This window comes from Pseudomonas sp. Pseu.R1 (assembly GCF_045764065.1).
Taxonomy (GTDB): domain Bacteria; phylum Pseudomonadota; class Gammaproteobacteria; order Pseudomonadales; family Pseudomonadaceae; genus Aquipseudomonas.
On sequence record NZ_JBJGEE020000001.1, the window covers coordinates 3,817,380 to 3,842,483 of the forward strand.

The 25,104-nt window shown below is 57.7% G+C and carries 25 protein-coding genes and 1 tRNA gene; 12 read left to right on the plus strand and 14 right to left on the minus strand.

Going from position 1 to position 25,104, the window contains the following annotated elements:
• Window positions 1–29: 29 nt before the first annotated feature.
• Window positions 30–1,235 (minus strand): methyltransferase, encoded by a 1,206-nt coding sequence (locus ACI5GA_RS17715; protein ID WP_421423575.1) that lies wholly within the window; start codon window positions 1,233–1,235, stop codon window positions 30–32.
• A gap of 197 nt (window positions 1,236–1,432) precedes the next feature.
• Between ACI5GA_RS17715 and ACI5GA_RS17720 the strand changes: the two genes are divergently transcribed.
• Window positions 1,433–2,692: an IS256 family transposase gene (locus ACI5GA_RS17720; protein WP_421423166.1), complete on the plus strand. Its 1,260-nt coding sequence runs from the start codon at window positions 1,433–1,435 to the stop codon at window positions 2,690–2,692.
• Between the two features lie 158 nt (window positions 2,693–2,850).
• On the opposite strand, the gene ACI5GA_RS17725 is transcribed toward ACI5GA_RS17720, so the two are convergent.
• From ACI5GA_RS17725 to ACI5GA_RS17740, 4 genes are all read right to left on the minus strand, one after another.
• On the minus strand, window positions 2,851–3,540 hold the full coding sequence (locus ACI5GA_RS17725; protein WP_421423577.1) for an ABC transporter permease: 690 nt from the start codon (window positions 3,538–3,540) through the stop codon (window positions 2,851–2,853).
• Window positions 3,537–4,232, minus strand: coding sequence for an ABC transporter permease (locus ACI5GA_RS17730; protein WP_421423579.1), 696 nt, complete (start codon window positions 4,230–4,232; stop codon window positions 3,537–3,539). The genes ACI5GA_RS17725 and ACI5GA_RS17730 overlap by 4 nt, the downstream gene beginning before the upstream one ends.
• 62 nt (window positions 4,233–4,294) lie before the next feature.
• Window positions 4,295–5,053, minus strand: coding sequence for an ABC transporter substrate-binding protein (locus ACI5GA_RS17735; RefSeq protein ID WP_421423581.1), 759 nt, complete (start codon window positions 5,051–5,053; stop codon window positions 4,295–4,297).
• A 13-nt stretch (window positions 5,054–5,066) separates the two neighbouring features.
• Window positions 5,067–5,840 (minus strand): ABC transporter ATP-binding protein, encoded by a 774-nt coding sequence (locus tag ACI5GA_RS17740; protein ID WP_421423583.1) that lies wholly within the window; start codon window positions 5,838–5,840, stop codon window positions 5,067–5,069.
• Between the two features lie 420 nt (window positions 5,841–6,260).
• Here ACI5GA_RS17740 and gabP point away from each other — a divergent pair, with 420 nt between their 5' ends.
• Window positions 6,261–7,652: a GABA permease gene (gene gabP, locus ACI5GA_RS17745; RefSeq protein WP_404635168.1), complete on the plus strand. Its 1,392-nt coding sequence runs from the start codon at window positions 6,261–6,263 to the stop codon at window positions 7,650–7,652.
• Between the two features lie 105 nt (window positions 7,653–7,757).
• Window positions 7,758–7,934, plus strand: coding sequence for a hypothetical protein (locus ACI5GA_RS17750; protein ID WP_421423585.1), 177 nt, complete (start codon window positions 7,758–7,760; stop codon window positions 7,932–7,934).
• 58 nt (window positions 7,935–7,992) lie between these two features.
• Here ACI5GA_RS17750 and ACI5GA_RS17755 read toward each other — a convergent pair whose 3' ends face one another.
• Both ACI5GA_RS17755 and ACI5GA_RS17760 read right to left on the minus strand, forming a co-directional pair.
• A complete protein-coding gene (locus ACI5GA_RS17755; RefSeq protein ID WP_421423586.1) occupies window positions 7,993–8,574 on the minus strand; it encodes a cytochrome b in 582 nt (193 codons plus the stop codon).
• Window positions 8,575–8,633: 59 nt separating this feature from the next.
• Window positions 8,634–9,125: a hypothetical protein gene (locus ACI5GA_RS17760; protein ID WP_421423588.1), complete on the minus strand. Its 492-nt coding sequence runs from the start codon at window positions 9,123–9,125 to the stop codon at window positions 8,634–8,636.
• 442 nt (window positions 9,126–9,567) lie between these two features.
• Here ACI5GA_RS17760 and ACI5GA_RS17765 point away from each other — a divergent pair, with 442 nt between their 5' ends.
• The 4 genes from ACI5GA_RS17765 to ACI5GA_RS17780 all read left to right on the plus strand — a co-directional run bounded on the left by ACI5GA_RS17765 (window position 9,568) and on the right by ACI5GA_RS17780 (window position 13,215).
• Window positions 9,568–10,365, plus strand: coding sequence for a hypothetical protein (locus ACI5GA_RS17765; RefSeq protein WP_421423590.1), 798 nt, complete (start codon window positions 9,568–9,570; stop codon window positions 10,363–10,365).
• 224 nt (window positions 10,366–10,589) lie between these two features.
• A complete protein-coding gene (locus ACI5GA_RS17770; protein ID WP_421423591.1) occupies window positions 10,590–11,309 on the plus strand; it encodes a hypothetical protein in 720 nt (239 codons plus the stop codon).
• 323 nt (window positions 11,310–11,632) lie between these two features.
• The gene (locus ACI5GA_RS17775; protein ID WP_421423593.1) at window positions 11,633–12,205 is read left to right on the plus strand and encodes a Rha family transcriptional regulator; all 573 of its coding nucleotides are present in this window, start codon (window positions 11,633–11,635) and stop codon (window positions 12,203–12,205) included.
• Between the two features lie 377 nt (window positions 12,206–12,582).
• Complete coding sequence (locus ACI5GA_RS17780; RefSeq protein ID WP_421423595.1) at window positions 12,583–13,215, plus strand: recombinase family protein; 633 nt, start codon at window positions 12,583–12,585, stop codon at window positions 13,213–13,215.
• A gap of 125 nt (window positions 13,216–13,340) precedes the next feature.
• On the opposite strand, the gene ACI5GA_RS17785 is transcribed toward ACI5GA_RS17780, so the two are convergent.
• The 7 genes from ACI5GA_RS17785 to ACI5GA_RS17815 form a co-directional block, all read right to left on the minus strand.
• The gene (locus tag ACI5GA_RS17785) at window positions 13,341–13,934 is read right to left on the minus strand and encodes a Swt1 family HEPN domain-containing protein (RefSeq protein ID WP_421423597.1); all 594 of its coding nucleotides are present in this window, start codon (window positions 13,932–13,934) and stop codon (window positions 13,341–13,343) included.
• A 3-nt stretch (window positions 13,935–13,937) separates the two neighbouring features.
• Entirely contained in the window at window positions 13,938–14,591 is a 654-nt protein-coding gene (locus ACI5GA_RS17790; protein WP_421423598.1) for a DUF5343 domain-containing protein, read from the minus strand.
• A 145-nt stretch (window positions 14,592–14,736) separates the two neighbouring features.
• Window positions 14,737–16,473: a DUF6538 domain-containing protein gene (locus ACI5GA_RS17795; RefSeq protein ID WP_421423600.1), complete on the minus strand. Its 1,737-nt coding sequence runs from the start codon at window positions 16,471–16,473 to the stop codon at window positions 14,737–14,739.
• A gap of 105 nt (window positions 16,474–16,578) precedes the next feature.
• Window positions 16,579–16,654, minus strand: a tRNA-Phe gene (locus ACI5GA_RS17800).
• A 101-nt stretch (window positions 16,655–16,755) separates the two neighbouring features.
• The gene (locus ACI5GA_RS17805) at window positions 16,756–17,028 is read right to left on the minus strand and encodes an oxidative damage protection protein (RefSeq protein ID WP_404635162.1); all 273 of its coding nucleotides are present in this window, start codon (window positions 17,026–17,028) and stop codon (window positions 16,756–16,758) included.
• On the minus strand, window positions 17,025–18,092 hold the full coding sequence (gene mutY / locus ACI5GA_RS17810) for an A/G-specific adenine glycosylase (RefSeq protein ID WP_404635160.1): 1,068 nt from the start codon (window positions 18,090–18,092) through the stop codon (window positions 17,025–17,027). Before mutY ends, ACI5GA_RS17805 begins: the two co-directional genes overlap by 4 nt.
• A gap of 183 nt (window positions 18,093–18,275) precedes the next feature.
• Entirely contained in the window at window positions 18,276–20,498 is a 2,223-nt protein-coding gene (locus ACI5GA_RS17815; protein WP_404635158.1) for an AsmA family protein, read from the minus strand.
• Between the two features lie 326 nt (window positions 20,499–20,824).
• On the opposite strand from ACI5GA_RS17815, the gene ACI5GA_RS17820 reads away from it, so the two are divergent.
• The 5 genes from ACI5GA_RS17820 (at window position 20,825) to hisA (ending at window position 25,078) form a co-directional block, all read left to right on the plus strand.
• Window positions 20,825–22,486, plus strand: a complete 1,662-nt coding sequence (locus tag ACI5GA_RS17820; RefSeq protein ID WP_404635156.1) for an OFA family MFS transporter — start codon at window positions 20,825–20,827, stop codon at window positions 22,484–22,486.
• A gap of 342 nt (window positions 22,487–22,828) precedes the next feature.
• Window positions 22,829–23,422 (plus strand): imidazoleglycerol-phosphate dehydratase HisB, encoded by a 594-nt coding sequence (gene hisB / locus ACI5GA_RS17825; RefSeq protein ID WP_404635154.1) that lies wholly within the window; start codon window positions 22,829–22,831, stop codon window positions 23,420–23,422.
• Window positions 23,422–24,060, plus strand: a complete 639-nt coding sequence (gene hisH, locus ACI5GA_RS17830) for an imidazole glycerol phosphate synthase subunit HisH (protein WP_421423603.1) — start codon at window positions 23,422–23,424, stop codon at window positions 24,058–24,060. Before hisB ends, hisH begins: the two co-directional genes overlap by 1 nt.
• On the plus strand, window positions 24,060–24,317 hold the full coding sequence (locus ACI5GA_RS17835) for a DUF2164 domain-containing protein (protein WP_421423605.1): 258 nt from the start codon (window positions 24,060–24,062) through the stop codon (window positions 24,315–24,317). Before hisH ends, ACI5GA_RS17835 begins: the two co-directional genes overlap by 1 nt.
• A gap of 23 nt (window positions 24,318–24,340) precedes the next feature.
• Window positions 24,341–25,078: a 1-(5-phosphoribosyl)-5-[(5-phosphoribosylamino)methylideneamino]imidazole-4-carboxamide isomerase gene (hisA, locus tag ACI5GA_RS17840; protein ID WP_404635148.1), complete on the plus strand. Its 738-nt coding sequence runs from the start codon at window positions 24,341–24,343 to the stop codon at window positions 25,076–25,078.
• Window positions 25,079–25,104: the final 26 nt, after the last annotated feature.

Below are 25,104 nucleotides of genomic sequence, written 5' to 3' on the forward strand. Positions count from 1 at the left end.
TATCCACAGGTTGGCGGGTGTCGGACGGCTCAGGTGCGTTCGGCGAGGATGAGCAGATTTCTCGGTGTGACGTGACTGGCGCAGAAGGTGCCAATCCGGACTTCGTAGTCACGCTGTTGCAGGTACAGCGCTCGATCAAGGACGAGCCAGAGTTCGAGGGGGCGGCGGAAGAGGTTGCGCAGCAGTTCGAGGTTGCGGACTTCGGCCAGGCGTTGCCAGCCAGCGGCTTCGAGCTTGGCCCAGTCTTGATTGCCGGGGGCAGGCAGTTCTTTCAGCTCGGCAAGGTCGCGGCAGTAGTCGGCGAAGGGTTTGTCGAGCCAGGCGCTGGGCAGGGAGGGGGTGGGCAGGTAGTCGTCGATGCCGCGCAGTTGGCGTTGCAGCAGGTCGAAAGCCAGGCGGCGGGCCATGGAGGTGTCGCGCTGGCGGCGGACGCGGGCGCCTGCGGTGACGGTTTCGCTCAGGGGCAGGCCGAGGTCGTCGAGGGAGAGCTTGAGCGTCGATGACTGACCTTCAGTCGACAGCGGCTGATAGTGGTCGCTGGCGATTCGGTTATAGCAGCACGGGGCGATGGCGAGGTGTTGGCAGTGGGCGTTGCTGGCCAGTTGCATCAGGCGCACGTGGAGGTCGCCGCAGGCGTGCAGGGCGATGGGAGTGTGGTCTGGCTGGAGGCGCTCGGCGGTGTTTTCGGCCATGACGTCTTGATGCAGATGCGTGGCGTGTACGCCGAGTTTGTCACTGAGCTGCCGGCCTGCTGCAACCAGCGCCTCGTCGTATTCGAGGCAGGTCAGGGCTTGGCCGTCGTGGGCGAGGCGTCTGCCAAGGTGGCCTTTGCCAGAGCACCAGTCGAGCCAGTGGGTGGGCGTCTGTCGAAAGCTCAGGCTGCTGGCGAAGGCTTCGATCTGTTGCCACTTGCGTCCGGGTACGTCGACGCTCATGCGCGAGGCGATGGCATTAAGGGCATGGGTCGGCAGGGTGTCGATTTCGCTCAGGACTTTGGAATGTTTGGCGAGCAGGGCGAAGGGCTCGGGGGCGTCGAGTTGTTCGGGGTGGTTGTGGGCGGCTTCGGCGCCGTCCAGCGAGCGTTGGCGCAACCAGGTGGATAACTCGGGGTGTTGCGCTTCCCATGGCAACTGGCGATGGGTGAAGGGTTTTGGTCGCCACAGGTGCTGGTGCTCGCGCAGGAAGGTGTCGAGGGCGAGGAAGTGGGGGGCGAGGTCGGCGGTGTGCAGTGGCATGGGTTGGGTGGCGATGCTGGATATGGTGTTCAGCTTACGGGCTTTGGTGGTTGTGCGGCAGTCTTCGCCAGCAAGCCGGCTCCCACAGTGATGTGTGTCGAACCATGGATTTATGAACGGCGCGGATGTTGTGGGAGCCGCCTTGAGACTGTCAGAAATTTTGTGTTCGGGCCTAACATGTAGCTAGAGGTGCATGTATGCCGACCAAAAAGAAAGCTGCCAGTGCAACATCGAGAGAGCTGCCCTCGATTCCCCAAGAGATCATCGACCAGTTCGTTAAGGGGCCGATGAGCGCCGAAGCCATTCAGGATGCCTCGATGGCGTTCAAAAAAGCGCTGATCGAGCGCGCCTTAGGTGCCGAACTGGGGCAGCACCTTGGCTATCCTCAGGGCGCGGAGCGCCCCGAGGATTCGACCAACCAGCGCAACGGCAAAAGCGGCAAAACGGTGCTCACCGACGATGGGCCGCTTCGCCTGGACATTCCCAGAGACCGAGACGGCAGCTTCGCTCCCATCCTGATTCCCAAACACGAACGCCGTTTTACCGGCTTTGACGACAAGATTATCGCCATGTACGCCCGCGGCATGACGGTGCGTGAGATACGCGCTTTTCTGGCGGAGCAGTACGGAACAGATGTATCGCACGATTTCATCAGCTCGGTGACGGATGCTGTGCTGGATGAGGTTGGAGCATGGCAGCAGCGCCCTTTGGAACCGATGTATCCGGTCATCTTCTTCGATGCATTGCGAGTGAAGATCCGTGATGAGGGCTTGGTGCGCAACAAGGCGATATATCTGGCGCTGGGCGTATTGCCGGATGGCACGCGTGACATCTTGGGTATCTGGATCGAGAGCACAGAGGGCGCGAAGTTCTGGATGAAGGTGTTCAACGATCTAAAAACGCGAGGCGTTGAAGATGTTCTGATCGCCGTCACTGACGGGCTCAAAGGCATACCGGAGGCCTTGGGAGCGGTTTTTCCTGCCACCACGCTGCAAACCTGCATCGTGCATCTGATCCGAAACAGTCTTGATTACGCGGCTTGGGATAAACGCCGTCCGCTGGCCAAAGCGCTCAAGCCTATTTACCAGGCGATCAACGCTGATGCTGCGGAACAAGAGCTGAACGCCTTTGAAGCAGGGCCTTGGGGCAAACAGTATCCGACAGTAGTCGCTGCGTGGCGTCGTGCCTGGGATCGGGTGATCCCGTTCTTTGTCTTCCCGCCAGCCATCCGTAAAGTGGTCTACACGACCAACGCCATCGAAAGCATCAACGCTCAGTTGCGAAAGATCATCAAGACTCGTGGGCACTTCCCGACAGATGATGCCGCGACAAAATTGATTTGGCTGGCGTTACGCAATATCACTGCGGATTGGAGCCGTGCGGCACACGACTGGAAAGTGGCGCTTAACCAGTTTGCGATTCTCTATGGAGACCGTTTTACCAGACCAAGCTGGTGAAACAACGGCCTGCCTAACGGCAGGCCAGACCAGCCCGAACACAAAAAAACTGATACTCCCGCCGCCTTGGTGGCGAAAGCGGCAGGCCATGCAACATAGAATCTCCCACAAGGTGATGAGTGCGTAGCCGCCTGGCCGTACTGCTACGGTTTGCCCGTTCAGCGTCCTTGGCTGGCATCCACCCGCAGATACCGCTCCAGCAGTTTGAAGCCTTGCACCAACACGAACGACATCACGAGATAAATCATCCCGGCGATGAAGAACGTCTGTTCTGGCATGTAGGTCCGCGCGTTGATGGTGCGCGCCATGCCGGTGATGTCGAGCAGGGTCACGGTGCTGGCCAGGGCGCTGGCCTTGAGCATCAGGATGACTTCGTTGCTGTAGGCGGGCAGGCCGATGCGGGCGGCGCGGGGCAGGATGATGTAGAGCAGCGCCTTGCCCTTGGACATGCCCAGTGCGCGAGCGGCTTCGATTTCGCCCGGTGGCACGGCCTGAATCGCGCCTCGCAGGATTTCGGCAATGTAAGCGGTGGTGTGCAGCGTCATGGTCAGCGCGGCGCAGAAGAACGGCTCGCGCAGGTAAGGCCAGAACACGCTTTGGGTCACGGCATCGAACTGCGCCAGGCCGTAATAGACCAGAAACAGTTGCACCAGCAGCGGCGTGCCGCGAAAGAAGAAGATGTAGGCATAGGGCAGGGCGCGCACGTAGGGGCTGCGCGAGGCGCGGGCGATGCCCATGGGAATTGCCAGTATCAGCCCGGCCACGACAGCGATGGTCACCAGCTCCAGCGTCAGGGTTGCGCCTTGCAGCAGCTTGGGCAGCCATTTGAGGACGAATTCCCAGCTCATGACGCACTCCTCGCAAAGCCGACCGAGGCGCGCCGTTCAAGCCATGCCAGGCCGATCATGGACAGCGCCGTCATGCCCAGATACATGAACGCCGCGACCATATAAAAGGTGAACGGCTGTTTGGTGGTGGTGACGGCGATCTGCGCGTGGCGCATGACTTCTTCCAGGCCGATCACCGAAACCAGCGCCGTGTCTTTCATCAGGATCATGAACAGGTTGCCCAATCCCGGTAGGGCGATGCGCCACATCTGCGGCATGACCAACTTGATGAAGATGCGTGAGCGCGAGAGGCCCAGCGCCAAACCGGCTTCGCGGTGGCCTTTGGGAATCGACAACATGGCGCCGCGAAACACCTCGGTGGCGTAGGCGCCGAAGCACAGGCCCAAGGCGATGACGCCCGCTGCGAATGCGCTGAGCGACAGGTTGGGGATGCCAAACCAGTGGCCGATGGCGCGCATGGCGTTGACAGTGCCGAAGTAGATCAGCAACACCCAGAGCAATTCAGGAATGCCGCGCACCAGTGTCGAGTACGTGCCGCCCAGCCATTGCAGGGCGCGATTGGACGAGGTTTTGGCCAGCGCGCCGAGGAGGCCCAGCACAAGGCCCAGACACAGGGCGGCCAGCGCGAGTTGAATCGTCATCAGCACGCCAGCGGCAAGAGCGGGGCCGAATCCTTGGAGATCGAAGTTCATGGCTTTGCTTGGTCAGAGACATGCCCTGCCGCTCAATGAGTCGGCAGGGCGGGTCAGGCAGGTCAGAGGATGCTGAACGGGAAATACTTATCGTTGATCTTCTTGTAGGTGCCGTCTTCGATGATTTCTTTGAGGGCGGTGTTCAGCCGCTCGCGCAGTGGGTCGTCCTTGCGCACGGCCATGCCGATCTTGTCTTCGCCAAACATCGGCTCGCCTTTGAATTCAAAGTTCTTGCCTGCGTCGCTTTTCAGCCACTCATAGCTGGCGTACTTGTCGCCGAGCAGTGCGTCGACACGACCGGAGGACAGGTCCAGGAAGGCGTTTTCCTGCGAGTCGTAGAGCTTGACGGTGACGTCGTCGCCCCAGTTGTCTTCCAGCCAGGTGCCCGACAGGGTCGCGCGCTGGGCGCCGATGGTCTTGCCTTTCAGGGCTTCTTTGATGGCATCGTTGTTGGCGCCCAGGTTGCTCGATTTCGGCGCGATGAATTGCAGCTTGTTCGAGTAATACGGGTTGGTGAAGTCAACGGCCTGTTTGCGCTCTTCGGTGATCGACATCGAAGAGATGATGAAGTCGAACTTCTGCGCGTTCAGAGCCGGAATGATGCCGTCCCAGTCAGAGGTGACGACTTCGCAGGTGGCTTTCATCTTGGCGCACAGGGCGTTGCCGATTTCGACGTCGAAGCCCACGACCTGGCCGCTGGCGTCCTTGTTGTTGAACGGCGGGTAGGCGCCTTCGATGCCCATTTTCAGGGTCTCGGCAGCAACAGCGCTGGAGGTCACGACCAGAAGAGCGGCCACCAGAAGGTTTTTCAGGGTCTGCATCGATGTTGCTCCGTTAGCGATTGCTGGACATGAATTGTTTGCAGCGCGCCGATTGCGGGTCGTCGAAAACCTGCTGCGGCGAGCCTTGTTCTTCTACCAGCCCTTGGTGCAGGAAAACCACTTCACTGGACACCTGGCGGGCGAAATTCATTTCGTGCGTCACCATCAGCATGGTCCGGCCCTCTTCGGCCAGGCCGCGAATGACGTTCAGCACTTCTTGCACCATCTCCGGGTCCAGCGCGGACGTCGGTTCGTCGAACAGAATGACTTTAGGCTGCATCGCCAAGGTGCGGGCGATGGCTGCGCGCTGTTGCTGGCCGCCGGACAACTGATTCGGGTAGGCGTGGCGTTTGTCGGCAATGCCGACTTTGGCCAGCAGCGTTTCGGCGACCTCGATCGCCTCGGCCTTGCTCTGCCCCAGCACCCGGCGTGGTGCCTCGATGATGTTATCGAGCACGGTCATGTGCGGCCACAGGTTGAAGTTCTGGAAGACGAAACCGATCTCGCTGCGCAGGCGATTGATCTGACGATGGTCAGCGGCAATCAGTTCACCCTTGCGTGTGGCTTTGAGTTTGAGCGCTTCACCTGCGACAAGGATTTCACCGTTGTGCGGGTTTTCCAGCAGGTTGATGCAACGCAGAAGCGTGGACTTGCCTGAACCCGAGGAACCCAAAATCGAAATCACGTCGCCATCGCGCGCGGTCAGGGAGATGCCCTTGAGCACTTCCAGCTCCCCGTAACGTTTATGCAGGTTGCGGATTTCCAGGGCGGGCGTGGCCAGGGCCATGTCGAGTCCTCACGTGTTCGGTGCAAATGGCGCACGGCAAGCGAGCTGCCCCTGCGCAAAAAGGGCGCGATGGTGCCAGCTTTAACGGCCGCGGGGAAGGGTGTTTCGGCCACTGCGGCGATGAGAGGTTGAATCCGTGCGCTTATTTGGTGCTTTTTGTCGCGGCGTGTGTATTTTCGGTGCGACAAAACGTCTCTATCCTGTTGCGCTCGGTAACACTTCCTACAGGAATGTCGAAAGGCCATTCTTCTCAAGCACTTACCGAACGCCTCTGCAACGGGCATACCCACGCACGATGTCGTTTTTGAAATATCTTGGCGTACTTCTTGCGTAAAAAATAAATAACAGGGCTGTTGTGATCTTTTTACGAAAGACCGCAAACCGTTCTGATCCGTATAAAAATCCCTAAAGGTTGCTTACATGAGCAGTACCCCAAATTCTTCAAACCTCGATCAGGGGCTCAAATCGCGCCACATCACCATGCTGTCCATCGCAGGTGTGATCGGCGCTGGCCTCTTCGTCGGTTCCGGCCATGCCATTGCCGAAGCGGGCCCGGCGGTTTTGCTGGCCTACGCGGCGGCCGGTACGCTGGTGGTTCTCGTCATGCGCATGTTGGCCGAGATGGCGGTGGCTTCGCCGGACACCGGTTCTTTCTCGACTTACGCTGATCGCGCGATCGGCCACTGGGCGGGCTTCACCATCGGTTGGTTGTACTGGTGGTTTTGGGTCTTGGTGATTCCACTGGAAGCCAACGCCGCTGCGACGATTCTCCATGCGTGGTTCCCGAACGTCGCGATCTGGGTGTTCACGTTGGTGATCACCTTGGTGTTGACCGCGACCAACCTGTTCAGCGTGAAGAACTACGGCGAGTTCGAGTTCTGGTTCGCGCTGATCAAGGTGCTGGCGATCATCGGTTTCGTGATCCTGGGGATCGCGGCGGTCTTCGGTCTGCTGCCGACCAGCCAAGTCAGCGGCGTCAGCCACCTGTGGGACACCAATGGCTTCCTGCCAAACGGCATGGGGGCTGTGCTGGCGGCGATGCTGACCACCATGTTCTCGTTCATGGGTACTGAAATCGTCACCATTGCGGCTGCCGAGTCGAAGAACCCAGGCCAGCAAATCACCAAGGCCACCAACTCGGTGATCTGGCGGATCTGCCTGTTTTATCTGGTTTCGATCTTCCTGGTTGTCGCGCTGGTGCCGTGGAATGACAGCCGTCTGGCGCAGGTCGGCTCTTACCAGACCGTGCTGGATCTGATGGGCATCCCGAACGCCAAGTTGATTGTCGACATCGTGGTGTTGGTCGCTGTGACCAGTTGCCTGAACTCGGCGCTGTACACCGCTTCGCGCATGCTGTTCTCCCTCGGCAAGCGTGGCGATGCCCCCGCCGTTTCGCAGCGCACCAGCAAAGCGGGCACCCCGTATTGGGCTGTTCTGCTGTCGACCGCTGCGGCGTTCGCGGCCGTGTTCGCCAACTACGTCGCCCCGGCGGCGGTGTTCGACTTCCTGCTCGCCAGCTCCGGCGCCATCGCGCTGCTGGTGTACCTGGTGATCGCCGTGTCGCAGCTGCGCATGCGCCGCAAGCGTGAATCCGAAGGCCAGACCATTGCTTTCCGCATGTGGCTGTTCCCGGGCCTGACCTGGGCGGTGATTGCCTTCATCGTTGCCGTGCTGACTATCATGCTGTTCCAGGACGCTCATCGCATGGAAATCATCGCGACCGGCTTGCTGAGCATTCTGGTTGTTGCAGCAGGCTTGATCGTGTCGAGCCGTCGTAAGGCAGTGAAAGCGGGGAAGGTTGTGCTCAATTGAGGGTTGATTGAGCGGGCGTTGCCTGTTTGAAAAACGGCTGCTCTCAGGGATGGGGGTGGCCGTTTTTTTGTTCAAGCATCCCCATGGGGACATTCAGGGAAAGCAATGGTGATCCTCAACCGTAATGAGCCTGCCTTCTACATCCTTTCCCCTGAGCGATACGAAGAGCTTCTCGATTTGTTGGACGACGCCGAGCTCGCTCGTATCGTTAAGGCGCGACGTGGCGGTCGCACACTCAAGGTAGATATTGATGACCTCATCGCAGAGGCCGAAAAGCACTAACCCCAAGCCTGAAGAGATTACGGTCTATAGCCTTGAATTTTTTACCGTGGGCAGTGGCTCACCGTTTCGGATGCATCCGCCCCAACACCGACTTCCCTCGCACTTGATGCAGCACCACCGCAGTCAGATGCAACGCCACCAACCCCGCCAGGATCGCGCACAGCACGTGGTGCAGCTCATGGAGCTCCAGCAGCGCGATCTTCGAATGAATCAGCTGTGGCAGCGGTATGAACGCCATTAGCATCACGGGGTGGTTCATCATCAACACCCCCGTAATCAATACGCCGGTCACTGCCAGATAAATCGCCTTATGGGCGAGACCTGCTACGCGCTCCTGTGCCGTTTCGGGCTTAAGGGGAGAGCCAGCTCGGACGGCCAACCACAGACGCCAGGCGAAGAAAGGAATGAACAGGCTGGTGATCTGCGGATTGAATGACTCAACCCATTGCCGGAACGGGTCGTTAGCGTCCAGCAACACCACTCCGAAGCCGCTGAAGGTGGCCCAGAGAATGATCGCAGCAGACAGCCAATGCAGGAAGATTCGAGGCTTGGTGTAAGCGCTCGCTTCATTCGTCGTCGGAATGGATGAAGGGGAGTGGGGGTGTTTCAAAACGGTAGCCTTAGTGAGAAGGAATTGCATTCTCGTGGTGGCGCAAAGCTACCGTCTTGACCGGGGTCATGCAAATGAAAACCCGTGTGTTACCGACGACCTGCGTCGCGTGCGTTTTTGCGGTGCAGAATGTCGGACGCTTCGATATAGGCCTTCTGGAAGGCTTCGCTGCTGATGTACTCGACGGCGGTGTCTTCATCTTCGTCGTGGAAGATGCCGCGATAGGTGATCAACAGCCCCATCATGAAGTCGGTGGCAGGGTCTTCTTCTTCCTCGGCAATCACCAGTTCCAGCACCGGGTATTGCAGGAATACCACGCACATCGCCAGCAGGCTGACGGCCTCGGCTTTCTTCATGGCTTCGAACAGGTCGTCGAAGTCGGCAGGGTCGAAGCCGTTCTCTTCGATGTCTTTGAAGTCGAAGGTGCTCAGGTCGATTGCCACGTCATCGAACGGCTCATCGACGAAGGCGTGGTTCAACACGGGATGAACGACGACGGGTTTGCCCTTCCCGGAGCGGCTCTGCTTGGCCTTGGCTTTGGCGCGCTGGGCACGTTTTTGCTGTTTGTCTGCGGAGGCCATGCGAGTGAGTCCTTTTGTGGGCGGAGGAGGCGGGCTATGAAAACCTAACCGGGTCGATTAGCCAAGGTTAGTCGGGGGGAGTTGCCCGAAAAACCGCGCCCAATAAAAAACCCCTGAATCTTTCAATTCAGGGGTTTCTCGATATTAGTGGTGCCCAGAGACGGAATCGAACCGCCGACACGGGCATCAGTGCCGTAAACCCAATAAATTCAAGGGCCTCAGAGCCCTCGGTCGATGCAAAGTGTACCCGTCTTGTGTACCCAAAAACAAGGTGCCAGTCTTGTCGCGGTTGGTGTGAAGCAGCATGTTTTCACAGGAGGAACGCTCGAACATTTGCAGTCGCTTATGTAGTGGCTTTATGGTGTCGCAGAGGTGCTGTGAGTTCGCAGCACCTATCAGGCCCGCCAAGAATGGCTTTTCATGAAATAGTATGGAGGGACCCATGAGGCTTACAGATCCACGTGAATTTGTTCAGTTGGGTGGGCAGATTCGTTATTTGGCTGCAAGGCAAGCTGGCGCTCCAGTTTTTGGGAAGGCGCTTATACTCGATAACCTGAAAATCTTCCGTGACCGCCTCAAGAAGCTCGGTCTGATCGTTTCGTGCAACTTGTTTGACTCACTGCTCGCGGAGCTGGTCGAAGAGCTTGAGGAGCTTGAGCGCTCGACCGATGAGGGAGAGGCGGGCAACTTAACGGAGTCGCACTCGGAGACGCTGAACAATTCTGTACTGCAATTAGAAAAAACAGTCTTTGCTGAAGCCAAAACTCAAGTGATTGCGATCCCTGTACCGAGAAGAATTGAGCTTGAGCATCTACTCAGCGATCCTGGGAAGGTCGTGGGGCAGGGCGTATTCGCGAGTCTCACGGATTTGGCTCAAAGCGATATTGTGGCAGCTTGTAGGTGTATTGCGTTCGAGTGCCCTACAGCCGCAGCCTTTCATGTTCTCCGCGCGGTTGAGGAGTGCGTGAGAATTCTCTATCGAGCCTATCTGCCTCGTGGAAATGACAAGAGACCATGGGGTGCCCTAACTGGCGAGCTGAAAGCTAAACCGAGGAAGCCGAATCCTGATCACATCCTCATGACCCACATTGATCATCTTCGCCAGCGGTTTAGAAATCCAACGGATCACCCAGAGAAAATTTATGAGATTGAGGAGGCCGAAGACCTCATTCATATCGCCGTGGATATCATCAACCGTTGTGTCAGAGATCCCAAGGTGACCGAGCGTCGTCAGAAGTAGCCTTTTTAAATAACCCGCTAAATATATTGGCTACTTTGAGTGCTTCGTCTGTTCCCACGTAGGCGATACCTCGTGGGATCGCTTTGGGCTCTGCCCGTTTCTGCTCCGGCGCGTTTAGGAGCTCTCAGATGGCTGTCTGCGTGTTCCTTCTGACTTAACTGCAAATCCACCCACTATAACCGGATCGACACCTCGTCGAGCCGACTGGTCATGGGGGATGCGCAGTGGATAGCTACAACAACCGTTTTACCCGTTTCAATCGACCGCCAATGACAGGCGCTCCAAAACCCCTCACTTATAGCGAAAAGGGCATCCCGTCCGTCTCGCTTACTGAATGGGGGGCGACATTTATGCTGTCAGCTATAGAGCTTGCTGAGTTAGACAGGCGTATCGGTGATCGTGTAGATCGCCTGATCGCTGCCAATGCACCGCGTAACCGGGACGCTGCCCGGAAGGTAGCAAAAGAGGTACGTTCCAAGACAAGCAACCGAGGCCGACCCGCCAAGGCCATTGTTAATCCTTTCGAAAGCTATATCGGGCCATCCACCTATTATGGCCAGTATCCATACTTCGCATCAGACATCATCGAGGGCATTGCAAGGCTCGACTGGCATGATCGACCAATCAATCAAGGTGGGTCGTCTAAGCCGCTTTCTGTTAAGCGTCTTTTCGGGGTGCTCGCACGACTTTCCGAGGTTACTGCTGAATCAGTCGGGGGTTTCTTGCACGTCAATACTCGGCAGGCTCAGCGGTACGTGAAGGCCATTGAACTGGCAATGCCGTATCTCATGAAATCGCGACCGCAATGTTTGGCCGTTGAGATGGACCTCGGAGAAATACCAGCAATGCGTCCCAGCGACTGGACTGACGAACTGGAGACCCCAAGCGCTGAAGTCCTCGCAAAGTTGCACCACGACATGCGAGACCTCGGGGAGCGAGCGTGATTAAACGCCGCATACTTTAAGACCTATGAGGACCCTGCGGGGGGAGGTGTTACCTGCTTATCGAATGCTGATCGTCGAGCTCTCAGAGGGGGCATTGGCAATAGCCATCCCCGTCAGAAAGGACACCTTACATACTCGACGTCTGCTGCGGAGTTTCCTTGCAATACATATTCAAGCCTTGTCCGAAGTTAATGCAGCCCACTGGCGTACAACCATCCAGTTCATCCGAGAGCGCTTTTCATGCCTAACCGGGCCCCTTTGTCGGGGGCTGGATGCTCGGCTGTGGGTGCGACGTGAAGGGCGATACCAAAGGAGTAACGACAATGAACATCACAAACCGCACCACCATGAACACAACCACATCCGTCTTTGAAAAGATCGTCACCGTTGGGTCAGTCGCAGCAACTACCCTCAACGGCCTCCCCGGTATGACCTCTTTGGAGATTGCAGAAATCACTGGCAAGCGTCATGCCCACGTCCTTCGGGACATCAGAAAGATGCTCGATGAGTTGGGCCATGCTGGCGCTAACGGGCCCAGATTTGGTCCGGTTGATTTCGTCGAGTCCACTTACCGCGACTCCAAAGGTCAGGCACGACCTCTAACCGTCCTTGCGAAAGAACTGACATTTACTCTGCTGTCTCGATATTCGTTCAAGCTCACCAATCTGATCGTGAAGCGCTGGCTGGAACTTGAAGGGGCAGGCTTTGAGCGGGTATCAGTACAAGCCGCTGTCATTCATCTGGTCGAGCGAGAGAAGGACAATCGCCGGGCTGCACTCAAGCAAATAAGCAAGGGCAAGACTTCTCGGCAGCTCACGAAGCAAGAGAAGGTAATGCAGGGGCACTTGAGGGCCGCTCGGAGATTCGAGAAAGAGAATCCCATGAGATTTCGTTAGGACCTGCCCGGCCCGGGAAGAACGAGTGACGAGAATCTGGGGCAAATTTTGGAGACACCATCTCAATAGATTTTCCACTGTGACTCCCCCATGCCACCCTTGGGGTAGGGGTCCTTAATCATCGTGCGCCCACGCGCGCCTCTGGATGACAACTCGATGATGGGGCCAAGGATTGCTCACCGCCTCGATGGTCCTTCGTGGTCGCTCTCCTCCCTCTGACTGGACAGGTCGAAGGGCGTCACTATGCGTGGTCCTTTGGGTATACCTCAGCAACTACGGCAAGGTGCCTGTAAGAGTGTGGTTGTTTGGTAGGCGTTGACCACTACAACGACTACACCTATAGTGACCACACCTTAACGACTACGGGACGCCTTTCGATGTTCATCCGAGCTTACCTCCGAGCTTCTACCACTGACCAAGACGCTCACCGAGCTAAGGACCAGCTTACGGCCTTCGCACAGGATCATGGTCAGCGAGTAGCGGCCTACTACATCGAGAACGAGAGTGGAGCCACCCTAAAGCGCCCTGAGCTGTTCAGGCTGCTGTCTGATGCTCATCCCGGTGATGTCCTCTTGGTCGAGCAGGTAGACCGCCTATCGCGCCTCACAGAGGCCGACTGGCAGAAGCTCCGGGGGATCATCAAGGACAAGGAGGTCCGGGTGGTCTCGCTTGATTTGCCTACCTCTCACCAGTTCATGGCGCAGGGAAGTGGAGCATTGGACATATTCACCTCTCGGATGCTTGGAGCCATCAACGACATGCTCTTGGACATGCTCGCAGCGGTCGCCCGGAAGGACTACGAGGACCGTAGGCGTCGTCAGATGGATGGCATCAAGAAGGCTCAGGGGCAAGGTGCCTACAAGGGCCGTGGAATCGATCAGGATAAGCACCAGCGCATTCTGGAATGTTTGAGCAAGGGTATGGGTGTACGAGAGACCTCAAGGGCTACTGGAGTCAGCACTGCCACCGTTCAGCGGGCGATGAAGTTTCAGGCTGCGGGATCGGCTTAGTAACTACCCACAGCCCTGATAACCAGTGATCTCAGGATCGTTTGGAGCGGTGCTGGTAAATCAAAAGCGGTCTTGACCTCGCGTTGGATCAAAGCCAAAAGTTCATGAGGAGGTGGGGGCTGTGTTTACTCTGCGAGACGGAACCAGTCACGAAGGCTCAAGTCGAGGCGGAGTCTTTCGTCTTCAGCAAGTACACTACAGTGTGCTATTGGATTTCTCAAAGAGTTTAAGTTAGACATCACCTTTTCGACAGCCTTAATGTTATTAAACACGCTTGCGAAAAGACCCCAATTTGCTTTGATTATTTCTCCAAGCTCTCCGAAATTTGTGTAGTCAAGCTGGTCGGTTGAGCGAGGCGTAATTCCAGATTCGCGTTCGCGTTGTATTCTCTTTTTGACCTCTCCGAAAATATGTTGCGGCACGACCTTATCGTTCCACCAGTCTCCTCCATGGCTCTCCATTAAGAGCTCTGATATTTGTAGCCTGATAGTTTTCTCAAGGCAGTAGAATAGCTCGTAGCTTCGAGCCATATCCGCAGCCTCTAAGCGAAGGGCTTCGGTGAACTGTGGAAAGTATGCCTTTTCGATCTCGTTTTGTGTTTCCTCCTTAGGAGATTCTCCCCTCAGCTTTACGCCAAGTTTTCTCTCAAGGGAGTCAATTTCTGACTCTATCAACATGTTGGTCATTCCGAACGACTTCACATCACGCTCAAATGCCATGACTTAATCCCCGAGAATATGCTCTTTTAGACTTTTGAAGATGGCATTAAATACTTCTATGTCTTTAGTTGCCGGTAGGTTTAAGTTTATGGTGTAGGCAAGATTTATCCCTTTACTTCCCTGCTGCTGAGGCGCGGGTTGCACTTGTGGGTCTATCTGTAAAATTGATTTAGGGAGTGGGTTTTTACTATGAAAGGCACCCGTCTCTTCGACTTCGTGCTCTGGCTCTGTGTCGAAGTCAGATATTTTGCGTAACGCATTCAAGGTGCCTAATGTTGACTTGGTTACCGTGGAGTTCTTCTCCCCTCCAGTATATTGGACGATCATGCCAAGGATTTCTGGGTCCGTTGCATCATGAATGTATTCATTCATTTCATAGAGTTTGTGGTAAAGCTTTCTGAAGGCTTTGCCGATTGCAATTCTTGATTTGTGCGGATTTCTAAATTCTTTATAAAGCTCGGTGGGGGTCCCGTCGGTTGCGACAAAGCCCATTTTCTTTAAGAAGGGAATGCATGCGGCAGCCGTCCCGCCTTTCATGGTTAGCTTCGTCGAGACGAAATCTTGCGTAAATCGCTCTGGTACAGGTGCTGATTTTATTTTTTCCAGCATGTTGAGCAGCGTGCCAATCGATGTGCTGTACGGCAGATTTTCGGCCATGAGTGAGGTCCTTGAGTTCGGCGCAGTTGCTTCCTTGATCCTCTGGAATGCCCCGAATGGGGCTTTGAGGTCTGAACTATTGAAGGTACGCGATGATTGACCCGCCGAGCAAGGTCGTGATCGTTTAAAAGGCTCTACTCACTCTTCATTCCCGGTCTTGCCCTGATAGAAGCCCGGCGAGATGCGCAATGCGCGGCAAGCGGGTCAACTGTTCCTGCTGGGTCTTCAGTAGGTGACGTTCACCGTAGCTGCGACTTACAGAACCATCATCATGCCCCGTGATTGCGTCGTGTATTTCCTCTGGGATGCCTACTTCGCGACACATGGTCTTGAAGCTATGGCGGAAGCCGTGCGAGGGGCTCACAGGCGTCTCAAGCTTAGCGACCTCGCGAAGGTACACGCCCCAGCGTTTACCGAAGTTGTGTCCATACCAGCCCGTAGGGTTAGGCTTGAGGGTCGGAAAGAGCTGTCCAGATGCGGGCAGGTTCTCGACGTACTCAATGAAGCCGAGGTCAATCAGGTCTTGATGAATGACAACCAAGCGATGGCTGCCTTTGGTCTTCAAGGTCCTATCGTCGTCTGCTCCATCCTCGGACACGCCAAGAAGGTCCAGATGCCATATGCCGTCCTCGGACTTACGGACTTCGCTCGCCTTCATCTGAGCAATCTCCTCCCTTCGTGCGCCTGTGTAGCAGAGCAAGAGCGGTAGCCACTTCCAAGCTTCTCCAAACGAGGCCCGAGGGGCGATCCATTCCCCCTTGAAGAGCGGGCTTGAGAAGACCTGAATGAGTTCCGCTTGGGTGTAGCCCTTGCGTGTGGCCGTGCGCGATTGCTTGGCGCTCGCTTTGCGCAGGGACTTCGTGATGCCCGAGGCGACCACTGGGTTCTCCGTGATGTATTCCATCTGCACGGCGTAGGCCAGGACCGAAGAAAGGCCCATCAGCTTATTCTTGATCGTTGCACTACTGAGCAAAGGCAGATCAAGCTGTTTGGCTCGGGCAATCTGCTCGTGTGCGTTGAGCCCTTTGAGGCCCTCGCCTTTGGATGGCAACTGACGAAGCAGGTTGTAGAACTCTTCAATCGTCCTGCGCTTGATTTGCTTAAGTGGGAGGTCGCCAAGCAGCTCAATGAAGCGGACGATAGTGGTCTGATACTCCCCTGCGGTCTTCTCAACGTCACGCTTCCCATCACCCATGTGGCGATGATTCCGGGCCCAATGCTCAAAGACCACGGAAAGGGTCTCGCTCGGGCTCGCTGCCTTCGTCTTGTCGATGCTCAACGGGGCTTCGTGGGGTAGCTCAAAGACCGCAGAGTAATTGCCGTGGTGGCGCTTGTAGGCAATCTCGGACAGCTCCAGATACTGCGCCACGAATGCTTCGTACAGATACTTGTGGAATGGCGTACCGGGCATAGGCATTGGCAGCGAAACCTTCGCCAGCTCATCGGCTACCGTTTGATCGAGGTGCTGTCGAGCGAGTGACTCCAGACCATCGGGGCCCAGTAAAGCTTTCGGGTTTCTGACGCTGAAGTGATCGCGCAGGGTCTCGTGGCCTACATCATCCGAGCCGATGAGATATCCCTCAAATCTTCCGGTTGATTCCATATGGTCAAGCTCACCCTTCGCCCATCTTGCAGCAAGCTGGATGGCGTCTTGAAGGGTAGGGGTATGAGTGCCGGAAACCTGAAGGCGAGTGTTCAGGAAGATTTCTTCGGATAGACCCCATGCGGCAGCGAAGAGAGTCTTGGCCTCTCGGGCATCTTTAGTGCCCAGCGAGCGCTTGTGGAACTCACCTGCGTCTGGAAGGAACGGCTTGATGTCCTTCGGAATACGGCGGCGGATGTAGTAGGTCCCGGTGCGGGGATCTTTCCAAGGTTGTGCCATAAATCCCATCGTGTACCCGCCATGTGTACTCATGCGTGACGGGTTACAGCAACTCCAGATAGTAAAAACCCCCGAGACCTTGCGGAATCAGGGGTTTTCGGTATTTGGTGCCCAGAGACGGAATCGAACCGCCGACACGGGGATTTTCAATCCCCTGCTCTACCGACTGAGCTATCTGGGCAACGGGGCGCATTAAACGTGTTTTTCAGGAGGTCGTCAAGCAAGTCTTTGAAAAAAATTCGAATTATTTCCTTCGCTTACGTCTGACGCCTCTCTGAAGCGTCATTCAGACGGTGGAACGTAGCCTTCGGCCTTGGCGTATTCCTCGCCGGACAGGTACTTGTCCATTTCGGTCTGGAGGAATTTACGGTCTTCGGCGTTCATCATGTTCAGCCGACGCTCGTTGATCAGCAGGGTCTGGTGTTTCTGCCAGTCGGCCCAGGCTTTCTGCGAGACGTGGTTGAAGATGTCTTCGCCCTTGGCGCCCGGATAGGGAGGGCGGTCCAGGCCAGGCAGTTCTTCTTTGTACTTGCGGCACATTACGGTGCGGGTCATGACGACTCTCCTGCATTCAATACGTCGGCTGCGTTTTTCAGCAGCTTCTTCACCGGGGCAGCCAGGCCCAGGCGCGGCGGGGTGGCGAGGTTATACCAGAGCCAGTCGTCCTCGGCCACGTGATGGGCGGACTCCTCGACCCGAACCAGCCACGGCTCGATGGTCAACTGGAAGTGGCTGAAGGTGTGGACAAGTCCCGGCAGTGCCTGGTGCGTGCCCATCGCCAGCGAGTGTTGATCGGCCAGGTGCTGCATATCGTCAAAGTCGTCCAGCTCCGGCAAGCTCCACAGCCCGCCCCACAAACCTGTCGACGGGCGACGATAGAGCAAAATCTCGCCTTCGCGGTTAGCGAAGATCGGCATCAGCGTGCGTTTCTGCGGGACGGCCTTGCGCGGTTTCGGCACCGGGTAGCGGGTTTCCTGGCCGAGCATGTGCGCTTCGCAGCCGCGCTCCAGTGGGCACAGCAGACAACTGGGCTTGCTGCGGGTGCAGAGCGTCGCGCCCAGATCCATCATCGCCTGAGTGTAGTGATTGACGCGGCTGTGGGGCGTGAAACGCTCGGCGGTCGCCCACATCTGCTTGGCGACCTTGGGTTCCCCCGGATAACCCTCTTGGGCGGTGAAGCGCGCCAGCACGCGTTTGACGTTGCCATCGAGGATCGGCGCGCGCAGGCCCATGCTGATGCTGGCGATGGCGCCTGCGGTGGATTGGCCGATGCCGGGGAGTTCGGTGAGTTTTTCCACGTCGCGAGGGAATTCTCCCCCGTGTTGGGAGACGACGATCTTCGCGGCTTTTTGCAGGTTGCGGGCGCGGGTGTAGTAGCCAAGGCCCGTCCACAGGTGCAGCACTTCGTCTTCCGGTGCGTCGGCCAGGGCTTGAACGGTCGGCAGCGCTTCCATGAATCGGTCGAAGTAACCGAGCACGGTGCTGACCTGAGTTTGCTGCAGCATGATTTCCGACACCCAGACGCGGTACGGCGTGATGTCGTGTTGCCAAGGGAGGTCGTGGCGGCCGTGTCGGTCGTACCATTCGAGGACGGCGGAGGAGAACTGCTCGGGTTGCATCGTGGTTCCGGGGTTCAGGGCAAAAGGTTGGGGCCTGTGTAGACCTCGCAATTGTGGGAGCCGGCTTGCTGGCGAATACGGTGAATCAGCAACAAATGAGTTGCCTGATACGCCGCATTCGCCAGCAAGCCGGCTCCCACACGTTTTGTGTCGTTGGGCCAATCGGTGATCGGCCAAAAACGGTTACCGCTTGAACAATCCTTTGATAGCGTCCTTGAGCTCGGGACTGACCTTGTCCCCCAGCTTTTCGTCGATCTTGTCGCCGATGCGGTCCGTGGCCAGTTTCGCCGCAACCTTGCCCAGCCCCTCATTGTCCAGCCGACACGCCTTGGCGCCCAGTTCCAGCGGGCCGCGGCAAAGGATCGGCCATTCAACGCCAACGAAGCGCGGGTTCACTTCGCAGGCGGGGTCTGGCATGTCGCTCTTGTCGCCTTCGATGATCACGCCGACGCGGTAGTTCATGCCCATCACGCGCAGGTCGATGTCGCCATCGCCGTTCACGGTCAGGCCCGGTGTGCGGACTTTAAGGTCCGGGTTGCTGGCCACGCCGTTACGAAACACCAGATTGCCATTGAGTTGCTGGAACGGCGTGTCTTTGCCGCGAGGCTCGCCGCTCAAGGTCTTGCGATTGAGCACCGAAATTCCGCGACACAGTTGCTGTTCAAGGTTGGCGTTGACCAGCACACCGTCGTTCAGTGCGAAGTTCGCGGTGCCGTTCAGGCTTTCGACCAGCGCCTTTTGACTGTTGCCCTTGGCGGTGACGTCGCTGTTCAGCGTCAACAGGCCGCGCAGCGGTGGCGTGGTGCCCTGGCTTTGGATGAAGTGCTCGACCGGCACTCTGACGATGCGGGTCTGCACGGCGGCCAGCGGCACCTCTGGACGTACGTCGAGGTTGCCTTTGACTTCGAAGTTGCCGTTATAGAGATCGCCCCGCAGGCTGTCGACGGTGATCACGCCGTTCTGTGCCGAGGTTTTCAGTGCAGCGTTCTGTATCGGCAGTTTTTCCACAGTCAGCTTGCCGAAGGTCAGGTCCGCATCGACATCGAGAGTGCGCAGACGCTCTTGAGGCAGCAGTCGTGCGTCGCTCCAGGCGCCTTGGGTCGGTTGGTTCGGCAGCGGTGAGGTGCCCGCAGCGGCCATGGCTTCTGCTTCGCCGCTTTGCACTTCGGACTTGCGCGCAGCGCCAGCGGCTTTGGCCTGATCGCTTTGCGGCGGACGATAGCGGTCAGCGTCGAAGGTGTCGGCTTTCAGTTGCAGACGCAGCGATTGCCTGGCGAAGTCGTCCACGGCGACGCGGCCCGTGAAGGTGCTGTCATCGAGCCTGAGGGTCAGGTCATCCAGCGACACGCTGTTTTGTGTCGCGGCGATGCGGCTGACCATTTCCAGCTTGGTCAGGCTGTTTTCCCCCAAGGTCGGCGCGGTCTGGCCGACGCTGTCGAGGAACTCGCGCAGATTGAATTGAGCGATGGAGATGCCGCCGCTCAACTGCGGGGCCTTGTCCAGATCACGTACATGCAGCTCGCCCAATGCGCGGAGCTGGTTGGCCGACAGCTTGAGGTTGGTCCATTCGGCAACGTTGGCCGACATGTCCGCCAGCAATTGGCCCTGGGCCGAGAAGCTCAGGGTCTTGCCTTGCAGCGGATCGCCTGCGGCCTCACCCGAGAAACGCATGTCGTCCAGTTGATAGCGCTTGAGTGCGCGGTCGAAACGCAGTTTGCCGGTCAGTTCGGTTTTGGTCCGTACGACAGGCTGATTGGTGCTGAGGAAGGCCGTCAGTTTGATCGGAATGTCGGTCGCGTTGTGAACCGGGCCGGTGCTTAATTGAATGCTTTCGGCGGTGAATTGCCGGGCTTTCTGGATGTCGTTGAAATCGATGCGCGCGTTGTTCACGGTCAGGCTGTCGATGTCCAGCTTGAGCGGCTGCCAGGTGCGTTCAGGTTTTCCTGCCGTGTCAGGCTGGGGCGCTGGGGCGGCCGGTTGAGCTGGATTGGCGGCTGTCGCAGGTGCTTTGCCGATGTCTTCCCAGTTGCCGTGACCGTTTTCGTCACGGGTCAACATCAGGTTCAGGCCCTCGACCCGCACGTCGCTCATTTGCACTTCTTTGCGCAGCAGCGGAAGCACGCGCACGGACAGCCCAAGCATTTGCAGGTCGGCGAACGGTTTGGTCGGCTCGGTCAGCGTCGCGACGCTGGCGTCGTGCAATTCAAGGCCCAACCAGGGGAACAGGCTCCAGCCGATGTCGCCATTGAGGGTCAGTTCGACATGGGCACGGTCGCGAACCAGTTTACGAATCTCGTCTTTGTAGTCGTTGGGATCAAACAGATGGGTCAGGGCGAAGCCGAGAGCCACGATGATCAGCAACAGCCCGAGAATAAAGAGCCCCAGGATTTTGCCGAACGCTTTCATGGGCGAGTCCTTGTATTCGTGTCGTTCAAATTTAGCCCGCGAGTATAGCGTTCTCACGCAGGCGCCGGGCCTTGTTCGGCCGTGCGCGATATCAGAGACAGCGATCCATGTAATGACAGACGGTATAAAAAAGGTAGTAGCAGAATGCTTTCTGTCACCTCGTAAATGCTAATCTCTCGCCGTTCGCGGGAATCCCTGCGTCGAATTGTCACGTTATGAGGCCGTTCTGCCGATAAAACTTCCGATGCTTGCGGCATCAAGAGAAGTGGCGGGGCCGTTGCCGTGGTTCTGGCGTGGCACAACTATAAATAGGGGCAAAACAAATAATGACTACGAGCACTGCTCTGGGCGGCACTGTCGCTCAGCCTGCGTTCTTGTCCAAAGAGCGCATTATCGCCAAGCGTGGCTTCAACCGTTGGCTGGTTCCGCCAGCCGCTCTCGCCATCCACCTGTGCATCGGCATGGCCTACGGCTTTTCGGTGTTCTGGTTGCCGCTGTCCAAGGCCATTGGCATCAAAACCGCCGTGGCTTGCGCGCCAGACATGGGTTTCTTCGAGCAAATCTTTTCGTCCAGCTGTGACTGGCCGATTTCGATGCTCGGCTGGATTTACACCCTGTTCTTCATCTTCCTGGGCTGCTCGGCTGCCATCTGGGGTGGGTGGCTGGAACACGCAGGCCCGCGCAAGGCCGGTGTTGTCTCGGCGCTGTGCTGGTGTGGCGGTCTGCTGATTTCTGCGCTGGGTGTCTACACCCATCAAATCTGGCTGATGTGGATTGGCTCGGGCGTGATCGGGGGTATCGGTCTGGGTCTGGGTTATATCTCGCCGGTGTCGACCCTGATCAAGTGGTTCCCGGACAAACGTGGCATGGCGACCGGCATGGCGATCATGGGCTTCGGCGGCGGCGCGATGGTGGGTGCTCCACTGGCGACCGCGCTGATGAGCCACTTCGCAACGCCTGACAGCGTCGGCGTATGGCAGAGCTTCGTGGCCATGGCGGTGATCTACTTCATTTTCATGATCGGCGGCGCGCTGGCGTACCGCGTTCCGCCTACGGGCTGGAAGCCTGAAGGCTGGACCGCGCCTGCGAAGAAAACCAACAGCGCGATGATCACCAATCGTCACGTCCACGTCAGCGTTGCGTGGAAAACCCCGCAATTCCGCCTGGTGTGGCTGGTGCTGTGCCTGAACGTTTCGGCGGGTATCGGCATCCTCGGCATGGCTTCGCCACTGTTGCAGGAAGTGTTCGGTGGCAAGCTGCTGGGCAACGATCAGGGCTTCGCGCAACTGGACGCTTCGCAACTGGCGGCCATCGCGGCCATCGCAGCGGGCTTCACCGGTCTGTTGAGCCTGTTCAACATCGGTGGCCGCTTCTTCTGGGCATCTTTCTCTGACTACATCGGCCGTAAAGCCACGTACTTCGTGTTCTTTGCGCTGGGCTTTTTGCTCTACGCATCGGTCCCGACGCTGGGACACTTGGGCAGCGTTGCGCTGTTCGTGGCGGCATTCTGCGTGGTGCTGTCGATGTACGGTGGTGGTTTCGCGACCGTTCCGGCTTACCTGGCTGACCTGTTCGGCACGCAGATGGTCGGTGCGATCCATGGTCGTCTGCTGACCGCCTGGGCGGCTGCTGGCGTGCTCGGCCCGGTGCTGGTGAACTACCTGCGTGAGTATCAGCTGAGCCACGGCGTGGCCCGAGCCGATGCTTACGACATCACCTTGTACATCCTCGCCGGTCTGCTGGTGCTGGGCTTCATCTGCAACATGCTGGTGCGCCCGGTGGCCGACAAGTACTTCATGACCGATGAAGAACTGAAAGCAGAACAGGCGATCGGTCACGACGCTGGCGCCGACCACACCACTTCGCTGGAGTGGAAAGCCGACGCAGGCACCAAGCCGCTGGCCGTCCTGGCCTGGCTGGCAGTGGGTATTCCGCTGGCGTGGGGTGTGTGGATCACCTTGCAGAAGACAGCGGTGTTGTTTCACTAAGCCGTCATCGGTGTCGGCCTGAGCATTCGGGCCGACGCCGGTCTGCTACCCGGAAACGGTGAATCCGCGAAAAATGGGTTGTCTGACACGCCGCATTCGCCACCAAGGCGTCTCCCACAATGACCGCGCCGAGTTCAAAGACGCTGCTCGCTGCTGAACCGTGTGGGAGCCGCCTTGGTGGCGAATGCGGCGTGTCAGACAACATAGAATCCCAAGCGTGTCATTTGTACAGACATGTCTATCTGCGTCATCCCGTCTACCATCACACGTCTCGTGTTTCTGTTTCCCCGCCACACGCCTATAATGTCCGCCTTTTCGCCCAATGATTTTGCGGAGCTGGTGATGGCCGAACGTAAGGCGTTCGTCGAGCGCGACACCCTGGAAACCCAGGTCAAAGCCTCGATTAACCTGGATGGCACCGGAAAGGCCCGATTCAACATCGGTGTGCCTTTTCTTGAACACATGCTCGACCAGATCTCCCGTCACGGGTTGATCGACATCGAACTCGATTGCAATGGCGACCTGGAAATCGACGACCACCACACCGTGGAAGACGTGGGTATCACACTGGGTCAGGCCTTCAGCAAAGCCATTGGCGATAAAAAAGGCATTCGTCGTTATGGCCACGCCTATGTCCCGCTGGATGAAGCGCTGTCCCGTGTGGTCATCGACTTCTCGGGTCGTCCTGGCCTGCAAATGCACGTGCCGTACACCCGCGCTGTTGTCGGCGGTTTCGACGTGGACCTGTTCCAGGAGTTTTTCCAAGGCTTCGTGAACCACGCCAACGTTACGCTGCACATCGACAACCTGCGTGGCACCAACACCCACCATCAGATTGAAACCGTGTTCAAGGCTTTTGGCCGCGCGCTGCGCATGGCCGTCGAGCTGGATGACCGCATGGCCGGACAGATGCCTTCGACCAAGGGCGTGCTGTAATGCAGACCGTTGCCGTTATCGACTATGGCATGGGCAACCTGCACTCGGTGGCCAAGGCGCTGGAGCACGTTGGCGCAGGCCGTGTGCTGATCACCAGCGACGCCGACGTGATTCGCGAAGCGGACCGCATCGTGTTCCCCGGTGTGGGCGCCATTCGCGACTGCATGGCTGAAATCCGTCGTTTGGGCTTCGATGCACTGGTGCGCGAAGTCAGCCAAGACCGTCCATTTCTCGGTATCTGCGTCGGTATGCAGGCGTTGATGGACCGCAGTGAAGAAAACGATGGCGTGGATTGCATCGGCCTGTTCCCAGGGCAAGTGCGCTTCTTCGGCAAGGACCTTCACGAAGACGGCCAGCACCTGAAAGTGCCGCACATGGGCTGGAACGAAGTGACCCAGTCGGTGGATCACCCGCTGTGGCACAGCATTCCGGACAAGGCGCGCTTCTATTTCGTGCACAGCTATTTCATCGAGTCGCCGAACCCACGGCAGATCGTGGGGCGTGGTCATTACGGTCGCGACTTCGCGGCTGCGTTGGCCGACGGTTCGCGCTTTGCCGTGCAGTTCCACCCTGAGAAGAGCCATACCCATGGCCTGCAGTTGCTGCAGAACTTCGCTGCATGGGACGGTCGCTGGTAATGAGCCGTAAGAACAAGGCGCCGATCCTGACCCTCACGCCCGAGCAGGAAAGTGAGGCATGCCACAAGATCAAGCGCTTCATGGAAGATCGCTTCGAACTGGACCTTGGGTCTTTCGAAGCGGCGGAAATCCTTGAATTGTTCACCCGTGAAGTCGCGCCGCACTATTACAACCGAGCGATTTTCGACGCACAGGCGCTCCTGAAAGAGCGCTTTGAGAGTATCGAAAGCGACGTTTGGGCGCTCGAAAAAAACTAAATTCCGATTGAGTAGGTTTCCAGATGCTGATTATCCCCGCTATCGACCTTAAAGACGGTGCCTGTGTGCGTCTGCGCCAGGGCCGTATGGAAGATTCCACGGTGTTCTCCGATGACCCGGTCAGCATGGCGGCCAAATGGGTCGACGGTGGCTGCCGCCGTCTGCATCTGGTTGACCTGAACGGCGCATTCGAAGGCCAGCCGGTCAACGGTGAAGTGGTCACCGCGATTGCCAAGCGCTACCCGACCCTGCCGATTCAGATCGGCGGTGGTATTCGTTCGCTGGAAACCATCGAGCATTACGTCAAAGCGGGCGTGAGCTACGTGATCATTGGCACCAAAGCCGTGAAAGAGCCTGAGTTCGTCGCCGAAGCCTGCCGCGCGTTTCCGGGCAAGGTGATCGTCGGTCTGGACGCCAAAGACGGTTTCGTCGCCACTGACGGCTGGGCGGAAGTCAGCTCGGTTCAGGTGATCGACCTGGCCAAGCGTTTCGAAGCCGACGGCGTATCGGCCATCGTGTACACCGACATCGCCAAAGACGGCATGATGCAGGGCTGCAACGTGCCGTTCACGGCGGCGCTGGCAGCGGCCACGAAAATCCCGGTCATCGCCTCGGGCGGCATCCACAACTTGGGCGATATCAAAGCCCTGTTGGATGCAAAAGCACCGGGCATCATCGGCGCCATCACTGGCCGCGCGATCTACGAAGGCACGCTGGATGTGGCCGAAGCGCAGGCGTTCTGCGACACCTATAAGGCTTGACGCACATCGATCCTGTTCCTGTGGGA